The organism is Methanomicrobiales archaeon, from assembly GCA_030019205.1.
Taxonomy (GTDB): domain Archaea; phylum Halobacteriota; class Methanomicrobia; order Methanomicrobiales; family JACTUA01; genus JASEFH01.
The window spans coordinates 54842-67924 of record JASEFH010000003.1; the positions used below are offsets into that span (position 1 = coordinate 54842).

Consider the following 13083-nt stretch of genomic DNA (forward strand, 5'->3'; position numbering starts at 1 on the left):
CCGGGGAACCCGCATCCGCGCTGAGCCCCCCCGCTGGAGGTCCCCCCCATGGTGATGGCGCCGGACGTGAAGATGGAGCGGCTGACACGGTTCCTCTTCACGGCCCCCTCCTGGCCCCGCTCCGTCGTCATCATCCTGTTCCTGGGCATCGTGGTGGATGCCGCCACCGCCCGCCTGGGCGGAGAGCTCCCCTTCTTCGGGACGCTCGCCTTCGCCGTCCCGGCGATCGCGGCCTTCCTCCTCACGAAACCTCTCGTCTCCCTCTTCGGCGGCTCGACGACCTGGAACCGCTCGGCACTCCTGGCGCTGGCGTGCATGGTCTTCGCGGTGATCGCGAGCTTCCTCTCCGTGGTATCCCCGATGCGGGTCTTCCTCCCGCTCTTCTACGCCTTCTCGCTCGGCCTGGTCTTCGGGGTGCGGCTCCTGGTGCTGGTCGCGGTCGCGGACTACCGCTCCCTGCGGATGGTGGTGCCGGCGCTCACCCAGAGCGCCGCGGGGTTCGCCGTGGGAGCATTCCTCTTCGAGCCGCCCATCCTGGGCGGGGCCCTCGTCTCCCACCTGGTCTTCGGGCTCGGCTGCATCCTGCTGATCTGGCTCATCGAGCGCCCGCTCTACCGGGCGTTCCAGATCCACGGCCTGGATTTCCTGAACACCTTCATCGCCCACCTCACCGACGGCGACAAGAGGATGGAGGACTTCTTCCGCGAGATCGGGGAGGAGGTCTACGTCCCGCAGGCGACCTTCTTCTTCCGGCGTCCGGGAAAGAGAGGTGTCATATTCACGGTCCCGAACGTCCACCCGGGGCCGATGGGGGACGTGGGGGGCGGCAACCTCCCGCGGATCCTCTACGAGTCCTTCGATGCGGAGGTGATGGTGACCCACGGCTGCGCCACGCACGACTTCAACCTGGTCTCCGAGAGCGAGATAGCGAAGATCGTGGAGGCCCTGCGGCGGTCCATGGAGGATCTGCGCTACTCGGCCCGGGCGAGCCGATCGGGGAGGATCGTCCACGGCTCCGTGCAGATCCTCTGCCAGCGGTTCGCCGACTCCCTGCTGCTCGTCAGCACACGGGCGCCGGAGAAGACCGAGGACCTGGACTTCTGCCTGGGGAGCACCATCATGGCGGAGGGGCACCGCTGCTACAGGAACGTCGCCTTCGTGGACGCCCACAACGCGATGTCGGAGGTGACCTCCCCGGTGCACCCGGCCACCTTCACGGCGACGGAGTACCTGCAGGCCGCCTGCCGGGCGATCGACGAGTCCGCGGATCTGCCGCTGCATCCCTTCCGCATCGGCTACTCCCACGTCTTTCCGCCGTTCACCCGCGAGCAGGGATTCGGCGATCTCGGCATCCAGGCGCTCGCGGTGGAGGCCGACGGCCAGCGGACCGCGTACCTGCTGATGGACGGCAACAACATGGTCCCCGGGCTGCGGGAGGCGATCCAGGAGCGGATCGCCCCTCTCGTGGACGCCTCTGAAGTGATGACCACGGACTCCCACGTGGTGAACACCATCAGCGGCAGGAACCCGATCGGGCTGGCGGTCCCGGCAGGGGAGATCCTCCCGCTGGCGGAGCAGGCAGTGCGGGAGGCCCTGTCCGATCTCGGGGACGCCGAGGCGGCGGCGTCCACGGCGTTCTGCGAGCGGGTGGTCATCTTCGGCTCGCAGAGGGTCACCCAGCTGGCGACCACGGTGAACACCATCCTGGTCTTCATCGCCCCCCTGAGCCTCGCCATCCTGATCCTGGCGTTCCTCCTCTCGATCCTGGTCTTCGTGGCGCTCGGGTAGGATTCCGCCCGCCGCGAACCCTCGGACCCCCCTCCAGGCGGAGCGATACCGTGCGCTTGAAGCCAGCAGAGAGCGCATGCTCCGGGACGACTCCCGCCCTTCTGCAGGCAGCATCTGCAGAGGCGGGGTGCACAGGTGATCTGCGATGCTGCCTTATGTGATCCTGCACAATGCCGTGAGCGCCGATGGGCGGACCCTCGGCTTTGCGGCGGATATTGCCCTCTACTACGACCTCGCCGCCCGCTTCGAGGCCGACTGCGTGCTCGCGGGGAGCGGCACCATTCTCGCCGCAGCGGCCATGTTTCCGGAAGAGATGGCGGCGCTGGAAGACGCCCCGCTCCCGGAGAAGGTCCCCGGCGATCCCCGCCCCCTGCTCGCCGTTCCCGACAGCCGGGGGAGGATCCGGACCTGGCACCTCTGGCAGCGGGCCCCGTACTGGCGGGACATCGTTGTCCTCTGTTCCCGCTCGACCCCGCAGGAGTACCTCGCGTATCTCCGCCGGCGGGGGATCGATGCCATCGTCGCCGGCGAGGACCGCGTCGATATGCGGGCCGCCCTCGGGGACCTCAACGCCCGGTACGGCGTCGAGAGGATCCGCCTGGACAGCGGCGGGACCCTGAACGGCGTCCTCCTCCGCGAGGGCCTGGTCGACGAGGCGAGCGTGCTCGTCCACCCGGCGCTCGTGGGCGGAACGTCGCCCGCATCCATCTTCCGGGCGCCGGACCTGGCGCCGTCCGGGGGTGCGATCCCGCTCCGCCTGGTGCACCTGGAGCGGTTCGCGGGGGATATCGTCTGGCTGCGCTACGAGGTGGTGCGGGAGCGGGCGGAGTAGCCGGGACGGTTAACGGCAGTTCTGCGGGAGGGGGCTGCCGCGCTTCCCTCCCTCAACCGTTCACAACTGATGGCAACCGCTCTATTTTCTGCATCCGTGGCCACCGCACCCGCGGAATTGGTGTCCTCCCTTGGCATCAACGCGTGCGGGCGTGCCTGCTCGCCCGATCCTTCATGACCCTGTCTTTTTAACCGGTAGATACAATCTGGAATAGCATGAATGCGGAGATTGTGTCCTCCATCGAGTTCCAGATGGCTCTCCTCCTCTTCATCGCCCTCGCCGGATACATCCTGGCCACCCGCATCAACCAGTCGGCAGTCGTCGGGGAGATCCTGGTCGGGCTCATCATCGGTCCCAGTGTGCTCGGCTGGATCACCTATACGGACTTTGTCCAGACTCTGGCAGGTATCGGGGCCATCATCCTCCTCTTCGTCATCGGTTTCGAGTTCAAAATCGCGGATCTGATCAATCCCGGGTATGTGGTCATCGGCCTCAGCGGTATCGTCATCCCCTGGATAGGGGGCTACGGGACCGCCCTCCTCTTCGGATACGATGCGGCAAGCTCCATCTTCGTGGGGACGGCCCTCACCGCAACGAGCATCGCGATCACCGCAAACGTCCTTCGGGAGATCGGGGTGCTCCACACCGACGTCTCGAAGGCGATCATCGCCACCGCCGTGATCGACGATGTGCTCAGCCTGATTGCCCTCGCCCTCACCTCCGCCACCGTCACCGGCACGCTGACCGTCTTCGATGTCGAGCTGGTCCTCCTGAAGGAGCTCGGGTTCCTCATCGTCGCAGGCGTCATGGGGATTTACGTCCTTGCGCCATTCATCATCAAACTGGACAAGAGGCCCATCTGCAAGCAGTACCCGGAGTTTGTGTTCATCTTCGCGATGATGATCGCCTTCTTCTATGCGGTGGTGGCAGAGTACCTGGGCATCTCCGGCATCATCGGGGCTTTCATTGCGGGCGTCTCCATGGGGAGCGTCCGTCTCACGCACAGCAGGAGCATCCACGAGAGTGCGGAGTCCCTCTATATCATCTTTGCATCCATATTCTTCATCTCGCTCGGGATCCTCGTCGATGTCCACGCCGTCACGGAGCAGACGCTCCTCTTCCTTGTCGTGCTCACCATCGTAGCAATCATCACGAAAGTCGTTGGATGCGGTGCTCCTGCCAAAATCCTGGGGATGAGCTGGAGGGACTCGGCCATTCTCGGGTTCGGGATGGCGCCGCGGGGGGAGGTGGCGATGATCGTCGCCCTCCTGGGCCTGAATATGAGCCTGATCGGGCAGGACATCTTCACCTCCCTCGTGATGATGAGCCTGCTAACCACCATCATCACCCCGATCGTCTACCGTAACTGGTTCTACAGGGGGAGAAGCCCGGGGGAGTGCGTATCTCCCCTGGCGGACATGTCCCGGGAAGACGTATCGGAATGAGCAACGGTCCCATATCGGGACCGTTTTCCTGGCAGGGCCGGCGAAATGCCGGAGGCGTAAAGATGCTGCCGGGATGCTCTGGATCTTTTTAGTTTACTGGTCTGGGACCGTCTCGATGTTCCCTGGAGTGCAGGTCTCAACAGTCGCTGGGCTTATTACTTCTCAAAATAAAACATTTCAGGTAAAATTTTCTGGAGCGAGGGTATCTAAGCCAGGCCAAAAGAGTGGGACTTAAGATCCCATGGGTAGACCTTCGTGGGTTCGAATCCCACCCCTCGCATTCGGTCCAAGAACACCCGGTGGATGTCGCATCGCAGGAATTGGGGGGAGATGCACCGGCCAGCGGGTTTCAGAAATACTGGCACTGGGGAAAAGCTCTCCGGCGTATTTGTACACCTGTCCCGCGGATATTCCCTCGGTTCCGACAGCCGGATCCTCCCCTGCCCGCGCCCTTTCCGGGCCGCCCCCTCTCCCCCGCGGAGAGGGGGGATGCAGTGCGACAGGCCCGCATGGCTCTCTCCCATCGGGGCCGTCGCACGGAGGGGGTCTTTCCTGCGAATATGCCGTCCCGGAGCATTGTCCACCTTCGATGCGGATTTCAACAGAGCCGAAATACTGGATTTTAAATTCGCATGAAGAGTGTACTTTTACATATTTTTAAATTTCAGACTAAATTACATTCTTATAGAATAGAAAATTATTAATAGCATCACATGAAATTATCTCCAACCACGACCTCGTCCGTGCAAGGAGGTCTCCATGATCAAGAAGACAGTACAACGCCTGCTGGGCCTGCGCATCGCCGCACTCAATCAAGAGGGAATGGAGCACCTGCGGGAAGGGCGCTACAAGAGCGCCGTCGAGTGCTTCGATCAGGTTATCGCGGCCGATCCCGCGAATCCGCAGGCCTTCTTCGGGAAAGGGCGGTGCCTCAACAAGATGGGCTTTTTCGAGAGCGCCATCGCCTACTTCGACCGGGCTCTCGAGCTCGATCCGCGCTACGCCGACGCCGCATTCCAGAAGGGGATCAGCCTGGTATCCCTGGGGCGGGTCGAGGAAGGGCTGGCCAGTTTCGATCGGGTGCTTACCATCAATCCCGACTCCGCGGAAGCCTGGGACAACAAGGCGGTCTGCTACCAGCTCCTGGGCGATCGCGTCCAGGCCGAACGCTGCCTGGAAAAAGGCATGCAGCTCCGCGGGGAGAGCACGGATCTCAAGCCGCTGCTGGGGCGGTGGTATTCCAGCAGGTGATCCCTGCACGAGCGGCGGCATGCCCGGCTGGTCCGGGTATGGTTTCTCCGGGGAAGAAGGAAAAAAGTATTGTTAAGGATACACTGGTGCTTCATGATGACAGTCCCCTCCGGTGGGAGTGCAGGCTTCGTACCGGGGACTGCCGCGTCCCGGATCCCGCTGAAACTATAAAATCTTTGAGGTGCGTTTGCCTCAGCCATGGAGCGATCCGAAAAAGCCCCCGTCCCCGTTGAAGGTCTTTCGACCCTGCCGCGGCGGGATACGAAATAGCGACCTTCGCGGTGTCGGGATTGCTGGGAACCGCTGATCCGGCTCTTGCTGCTCCCGGCGGGCTCTGTCGCCGTACGTGGGCGAGCAAAGGGGAATCGCTCCTGTTGCCCGCCGCGCGATCTCCGGGCCCTTCGCGCCGGGGGAGGCGGTGGAGTCTCCCCCGGGGGCCAATCCCGTGGATCACCGTCGCGGCGATGAAGACAGTCCCCGATCACCGCGCCCCGTTCCCCGATCCGCCTCCCGCGACGGCGAGGAGGATCGGCTGTGCCGAACGTGCCCCCGCAGGCAGACACGCCCCGTCCCGGGACTGCATCCCCTCCGGGCGCGGCCCTATGCTGAGCCGGGGAGAGACGCAGGATTCCCGGCGGGATGCAGACCGGACGGCCCGGGCTGCGGACCCGATCCCCTCTACGGCATGAGGGCTTCGCCGCGACGGGATGCGATCGGGCGATCCGCCACCGGAATGCCGTCCGAACCCGTTCCGGATACCGCACCGCCTGCTGCCACAATGCGCGAAAATTGGCCCCCAGAGCAGCCTCCATCCCGGCTTCCCGCTGCTGGATCTCCCGAAGGCAGAATCCGGTGGCAGCGGGTGCGGGCATGGTTCGCCCCTGCCGCCCCGGGGTGGCATTCCGAAGGCATTCACAGTCCATATACTTTGTGCCGGCGGCCCGCTCCCGTACAGCCGGGCGACGATCGTGCGGGAACGGTTGCGCGCCGCGGCCAGGATCGCGGACGATTCAAAAAGAAGGGAGTCCCGCCGGGGCCTCCCGCAGGGCGAGCGATCTCTACCGCTCCCGCGTCCGCCAGTGCGGATCGGAGCCATCGGAGCCCGCACGGAGAGGGGGGGGGCGGCGATCGATCGGCTGGAACCCCTCTCCTCTTCGCGCTCCCCGCCGCGATCGGCAGCGGGAGCCCGGGCGCGCTGGCACCGCCGGGATCCGGGAGGCGGCACCCGCACGAGGCTCTGCCGATCGTCCCGGGGTCTCTGCTCCGGAACGGCCCCTCGGCAGCAGACCGCCCGCTGTTCCCCCTTCCCACAACCTTTAAATTCCCTTTCCCTCCATTAGGCTCCGATCACCGTCTGGATCACGAAGTGCTGATACCTGTCGAAGCAGTGCGACAGATGCACGGTGAGGTGAGGCATATGGCAGGAAAGGAGTACCGGTTGCCCGGCCGGGCGGAATCCTACTGGATCGCGACGACACCCCCGTCGCACTACCCCGCCCTGTCGGGAACGCAGGCGTTCGACGTGGCGATCCTGGGGGGCGGCATCGTGGGGATCACCGCCGCCCTCCTCCTGAAGGAGGCGGGGCTGAAGGTCGGTGTGATCGAGGCGGGCAGAGTGGTCCGGGGGGCCACCGGCCACACGACGGCGAAGATCACCTCCCAGCACGGTCTGATCTACGATCGGCTCGTTGAGCAGTTCGGACGGGAGCGGGCGCAGCAGTATGCCGCTGCCAACCAGGCGGCGATCGAGCAGATCGCCGATCAGGTGCATCAGCGGGACATCGCCTGCGACTTCGAGCGGAAGCCTGCGTACGTGTTCGCGGAGTCGGAGGAGGATCGCGAAGCGGTGCAGAGGGAGGCGAACGCTGCCCGGGGTCTCGGACTGCCCGCATCCTTCGTCGAGGACGTGCCGCTGCCCTTCGAGACGGAGGGAGCAGTACGGTTCGACGACCAGGCGCAGTTCCACCCCCGGAAGTACCTCTGCGCCCTGGCCCGGGAGATCCCCGGCGACGGGAGCGCGATATTCGAGGAGACGCGGGCGATCGCGATCCGGGACGGCGAGCCCGTTACGGTGGAGACGGAGCGGGGAACGGTGCAGGCGACGGACGTGATCCAGGCGACCCACTTCCCGTTCCACGATCAGCCGGGGCAGTACTTCAGGCGGATGCACCAGTCCCGCTCCTACGTCCTCGGGGTGCGGATCGACGAGCCGTTTCCGGACGGCATGTTCATCAACGTTCGGGCGCCCATCCACTCCCTGCGGTCCCAGGCGGCGGAGGGCGGGGAGCTGATCCTGGTGGTCGGCGAGGGGCACCGCACCGGGACGGGGGGAGGCACCACTGACCACTACCGCCGCCTGGAAGAGTGGGCCCGCTCCATCTATACCGTGCGCTCCATCGACTACCGCTGGTCCGCCCAGGACACGATGCCCGTTGACGGCGTCCCCTACATCGGCAGGCTGACCGGGGATCTCCCCCACCAGTACGTGGGGACGGGGTTTCACAAGTGGGGGATGAGCGGCGGCACCGCGGCGGCGATGATCCTCACCGACATGATCCGGGGGCGCCGCAACCCCTGGGAGGAGGTGTTCGACCCCTCGCGCTACAGGGAGACGGAGCGGAAGAAGCGGGAGAAGGGCCCCGCGGAAGAGCTCCCGACGGATCCCTCCCGCCTGAGGCCTGGCGGGGGTGCGATCCTGGCGATCGGGGGCAGGGAGACGGCCGTTTACCGCGACCCGCAGGGGCAGGTGCATGCCCTGGATCCGGCCTGCGGGCACATGGGCTGCACCGTCGCCTGGAACGACGCGGAGAAGAGCTGGGACTGCCCCTGCCACGGTTCGCGCTACACCGCCCTCGGGGAGGTGATCTGCGGGCCCACCGTGAGAGGTCTGCGGAATCGGGAGATGCCGGGGAGGTGAAGGCACCCTCACGCGGAGCGAGGGATCCGCAGGGCGTTCCCGATGACCGCGAGGGAGAGCCCCATGTCCCCGAACGCCACCGCCATCCAGAGGGTCACCAGGCCGGGGAAGGCGAGGGCGGCGATGCCGAACTTCACGAGGATCGACGCGGCGACGTTCTGGCGTATCACCCGCATCGTCCTCCGCGAGAGATCCAGCAGGTACCCCACCCTCGATATCTGATCCTTCAGGATGACGATGTCGGCCGTCTCGATCGCGACATCCGAACCGATCGCCCCCATCGCGATGCCCACGGTCGCCCGCGCGAGCGCCGGTGCATCGTTCACGCCGTCCCCGACCATGACCACATGGCCGTACTGCTCCATCAGCCGCTCGACGCGCGCCGCCTTCTCCTCGGGGAGGAGCCCGGCATGACACTCGTCGATTCCCAGTCTGCGGCTGACCGCCTCGCCGATCCGTTCGTTGTCGCCCGTGAGCATCACCGTCCGGATTCCGCGTGAACGGAGGTACGCGATGGTCTCGGCCGCTGCCTCCCTGATGGTATCCGAGAGCGCGATCAGCCCCAGCACCGTGCTGTCGGTGCCGATCAGCACGACCGTCTTTCCCTCCCCCTCCAGACGGCGGCATGCGGCTTCCCATGTTCGTCCATCGGATGCGGGGAAGAGAGAGGCGTTGCCGAGGAGAAACGTCGTGCCGCCGATGCTCCCCTGAATACCCCTCCCGCTGATGGAGCGGAAGGCGTCGACGTCGCGCAGGGGGATCCCGCGCCTGCGGACCTCCTGCAGGATCGCCCCTGCCAGCGGGTGGGCGGAGCGGGACTCCAGGGAACCGGCGATCCCGAGCAGGTCTGCCTCCGGCGTCCCCGAGAACCCGAGGAGATCGGTCACCTCCAGCCGCCCCGTGGTGAGGGTCCCCGTCTTGTCGAACACGAAGACCCGGGCCTCCCCGATCGCCTCCAGGTAATCCCGCCCCTTGATGAGCACGCCGTGGCGGGCCGCCGTCGTGATCCCGGACACCATGGAGACGGGCGTGGAGATGGCGAGAGCGCAGGGGCAGGCGATGACGAGCAGGATCAGGGCGCGGTAGAACGCCTCCAGAATCGGCACGCCGAAGAGCAGCGGCGGGATCGCGATGAGGGCTGCTGCCAGCAGAATGACGGCCGGCGTATAGACGCGGGAGAACCGCTCGATGAACGCCTCGGTCGGGGAGCGCCTCCTCTGGGCTTCGGCAACCAGGCGGAGCACCCGTGCGATGGTGCTCTCCTCCCCCCGCTTCGCAACGAGCACCTCCAGATATCCCTCGAGATTGCGCGTGCCGGCGAAGACCGGATCGCCGGCAGCCTTCGCCACCGGGTAGCTCTCCCCCGTGATCGGGGCCTGTTCGACCGTGGACGCACCGAGGGAGACGGTGCCGTCGAGAGGCACCGTGTCCCCCGGCCGCACGATCACCGTCTCTCCCACCCGCACCGCCTCGACGGGGACCGTCGCCTCGCGGCCCTCCCGGCGCACCTGCGCCGTCTGCGGTGCGAGCGCGACGAGGGCTGCGATGGACCGCTGCGCCCGCCCCGAAGCCCGCTCCTCCAGCAGCTCCGCGATCGCGTAGAGGATGAGAACCGTCGCGCCTTCCTCGGGGTTTCCGGTCAGAAAGGCGCCGGCGGCGGCGATGCCGATCAGGACGTCGATGGTGAACCGCAGGCGGAGCAGGGAGAAGAGCGCTGTCCGCAGGATCCCGTAGCCCCCCAGCAGAGCGGCCGCAAGGAGCAGGACGAGGGCCGCGGAGGAGAAGGGAGCGAAGATACCGGTCAGGATGCCGGCGGCGAGCAGCGCTCCGGCGGCTCCGAAGCGGATGAGGGTTCCCCGCTCCAGCGGTTCCTCGACGGGGCGCACCCGATCGCGGCAGACGGAGCACGAGCAGAACTCGCCATGCTCGCGTTCGGTCTCGGCCTCCCCCCCTCCGGAGGGCGGATATCCGCTCTTCCGCGCCGGATCGCCTCTCTTCTCCGCAGCATGACTCCCCGCGGGCGGCTCCATGTTCGAGTACAATCGCCCCGGTACAGCATAAAAGTCCGGCATGGCGCCCCCGGGGAAGGGGGGAGAGCGGGAACGGACCGATCCTACCGCCGTCACGCAGCATCCTCATCGATCCCCCGCATCGGAGGAGATGGGGGAGCAGAAAGCGCAGATCCCCCCGCACATCCCGGGACTGCCGTGCGCAAGCCCGATTGCGGGCATCGGCTTCCCGGGGTTGCCTCCGGGAGAGAAGGGTATGCCTTCCGGCGTTCCCTGCATCCGCAACCCGCAACCGCCGCCCGCTGCGGACCTGCCCCGCGATCCGTGATAGCGGCAGACGGCATCCTCAAAGGTGCCCCGATCGGGAACGGACGGTCGCGGAATGCCGTCGTCGTTTCATCACCGGATCGGAGAGTTCGGATCCCGCTTTTCATACAGTAAATTATATATAATGCAACACGATCCAGAAGGTCTGCCAGCGGGGATCCCCCTGCTCGGAGCGGAAGGTTCTGCTGCACGTCCTCGGATCGGTGCCGAACCGCACGGCACCGATCCCATCCGCATCGCCGGGCAGAGGCGCTCTTTTTCACACCCCGATCCCCCCGGCAGGATCACGATGCCGTTATTTCCTTAAAAGTTTTGTCCTGGAAGCTGAAAAAAATGAGCGAACGGCGGCACGATTCCTGATTCGGGCTGCCGCCTCGATCGGTGTCCCGGTACACTGAACCGGCCCACCGGGCCGCTGCCGATCGGGCCGCCGGCGCGGATGTCGTCCGTGACGGGGTCCGTTCTCTCAGGCGGCGGCCCCTGCCCGCCGGGCCCTCTCGGCATCCTGAAGATGTATCCGGAGGAACGTCAGGAGGATCCCGAGGGAGTAGAGCGCCCAGAAGAGCGCCACGGGCACCTGAGCGCTGGACACCCCGCTGATCAGCCTCCATATCCCCATCGCGCTGGAGACGATGCTGATCCCGAAGAAGGAGACGAGCACCATGGTGTGCACGCCGAAGCTGCTCCCGGCGGTCCGCCCCGGGGTCTTGGGCGTCACGGAAAAACCCAGATTCTTACCCATGAGGACGTACAGGATCGCCCGCGCGTAGATGAAGGAGATGCTGGCCAGAATCGCCTGGGACTTCAGGAGGTCGAGGAGGCGGTACCGCCTCTCGGCAATGCTGGTGTAGTACTGGACACCCAGCACCAGGACCAGAATCGGGGCGAAGAAGGTGGGCAGGATGACGGGCACCAGCCGCACGTTGAAGAGCAGGATGACGGCCGGGAAGAGCAGCAGGATGGGGTTGACGAGACCGAGCAGGTAGCTCAGTTCGGTCATGACGAACGCCAGCCACTGGGAGACGCTGAGAACCTTTGGATTTTTAAAGAAGGTGCGGACCACCGTCTTGAAATGCTGCGTGTTCCCGTACGCCCAGCGCATCTGCTGGGTGTAGTATGCCGCAAGCGAGGGCGGCGGGACTCCTTCGGCGTAGATGGCGTCCAGGAATGCACCCCGGTACCCCCGCGTGAGGTAGACGAAGGTGGTCGCCACATCCTCGGTGATGCAGGACTCATCCATGCCTCCGATCGCCCGCAGGTGGGACAGGCGGAAGAGGCAGTTCGTGCCCGTCAGGAGCACCGCATCCTGGACGTGGAGCCCGCGGCAGATATGCTTGTTGTAGAGGTGCTGGTGGTAGGAGTAGCAGGTGGCCAGGGCGTTGCCATTCCTGGAATGGAAGTACTGGGGGAGCTGCAGGTAGGAGAGGTCTCCGTCCTTCTCCAGGATGGGCACCAGATCCCGCAGGAACTTCGGGGTCACCCGCTGATCGACGTCCAGTACCAGGAGGTACTGCACCTCCTCTCCCAGCATCGGGATCGCATCGTTGATCGCGCCGGCCTTGAATCCGCGTCGATGCTGACGGGTTATCCGTGCAACGCCCAGGCTCCGGCAGAAACGCTCGTTGGACTCTCCCATCTCCGCGTTCGTGGAATCGTCGAGGAGATAGATGCGAAGATCGGGCCACTCTATCCCTTTGCAGGTCTTCAGGCATGTCTCGACCAGAGAGGGGTCCTCGTTGTAGACGGGAATGAAGACGGCAACGGGCGGGGAGGGGTTCCTGGACGGCCCCGGGCTCTGGAATCCGCCACGGTATATGAGCATGGACCGTAGGAGATTGTCCCCGTAGCTGACGAACTCCAGAGCGACGAAGAAGAGGCACGCGACCAGGATGGCCGAGAAGATCCGGCTGACCGGGGGATAGGCGGACAGGAACAGGGCGGAATAGGTATCCCGGACCAGGACGAGGAACAGAAGGAGGACAACCGCGGAGGAGAGGACGGTGATGAACGCCCCCCTGCCGCCTCCCCCCGATCCCCTCCCGCGGTAACGTTCAGCGGCCGTTCGATTCATACCGATCCGTGCCCTCGACTCTCCGGCGCCGGCCGGCGGCGGCTCCCCGAATACCCGGGGAAGCGCAGGGGTTTTGCCGTGCCGTCCCCCGCTGCCGGGATTCCCGGTTGCCCTCGCCCCGGACGGGGCTGCCCTCCTCCGTGCGGGAACCTGCAGCCATCCCCCCGCCCCGTCTGCCGCCCTGCCTGCACTCATGGGATTCCCGAGGCACAGGAATTATTTAAAGTTGTCTCCCCCGCCCCCGGTGGAGACGGTCCGTCCCCGGATTTGACGTCCTCTCCCTGCCCGTTCCCGCGATACGGGCAGCGGGAGGAGAGGTCGCATCCCCGCGCGGGAGGGAGCGTCGCCACCCCCCGCTCCCCTGCGATCGGCTGCACCCGCGGAGCGCTGGCACCGTCCGCGACCCGGTCCGACTCCGTGCAGGATCGCACAGCCGGTCGGTG

7 protein-coding genes and 1 tRNA gene are annotated in these 13083 nt (G+C 65.8%); 6 read left to right on the plus strand and 2 right to left on the minus strand.

What is annotated here, in order from left to right; all coding sequences use genetic code 11:
* Nucleotides 1-48 precede the first annotated feature (48 nt).
* The 6 genes from QMC96_02870 to QMC96_02895 all read left to right on the plus strand — a co-directional run bounded on the left by QMC96_02870 (nucleotide 49) and on the right by QMC96_02895 (nucleotide 8233).
* Nucleotides 49-1788 (plus strand): DUF2070 family protein, encoded by a 1740-nt coding sequence (locus QMC96_02870; protein MDI6875697.1) that lies wholly within the window; start codon nucleotides 49-51, stop codon nucleotides 1786-1788.
* A gap of 145 nt (nucleotides 1789-1933) precedes the next feature.
* On the plus strand, nucleotides 1934-2620 hold the full coding sequence (locus tag QMC96_02875) for a RibD family protein (protein ID MDI6875698.1): 687 nt from the start codon (nucleotides 1934-1936) through the stop codon (nucleotides 2618-2620).
* 215 nt (nucleotides 2621-2835) lie between these two features.
* The gene (locus QMC96_02880) at nucleotides 2836-4065 is read left to right on the plus strand and encodes a cation:proton antiporter (protein ID MDI6875699.1); all 1230 of its coding nucleotides are present in this window, start codon (nucleotides 2836-2838) and stop codon (nucleotides 4063-4065) included.
* A gap of 196 nt (nucleotides 4066-4261) precedes the next feature.
* A tRNA-Leu gene (locus QMC96_02885) sits at nucleotides 4262-4345 on the plus strand.
* A gap of 479 nt (nucleotides 4346-4824) precedes the next feature.
* Nucleotides 4825-5316 carry a tetratricopeptide repeat protein gene (locus QMC96_02890; GenBank protein ID MDI6875700.1) on the plus strand — a complete coding sequence of 164 codons (492 nt, stop codon included), beginning with the start codon at nucleotides 4825-4827 and terminating at the stop codon, nucleotides 5314-5316.
* 1417 nt (nucleotides 5317-6733) lie between these two features.
* Nucleotides 6734-8233, plus strand: coding sequence for an FAD-dependent oxidoreductase (locus QMC96_02895; protein ID MDI6875701.1), 1500 nt, complete (start codon nucleotides 6734-6736; stop codon nucleotides 8231-8233).
* 8 nt (nucleotides 8234-8241) lie between these two features.
* Here the strand turns inward: QMC96_02895 and QMC96_02900 are convergent, their stop codons facing one another.
* A complete protein-coding gene (locus tag QMC96_02900) occupies nucleotides 8242-10263 on the minus strand; it encodes a cation-translocating P-type ATPase (GenBank protein ID MDI6875702.1) in 2022 nt (673 codons plus the stop codon).
* 772 nt (nucleotides 10264-11035) lie between these two features.
* Complete coding sequence (locus QMC96_02905; protein MDI6875703.1) at nucleotides 11036-12835, minus strand: glycosyltransferase; 1800 nt, start codon at nucleotides 12833-12835, stop codon at nucleotides 11036-11038.
* Nucleotides 12836-13083: the final 248 nt, after the last annotated feature.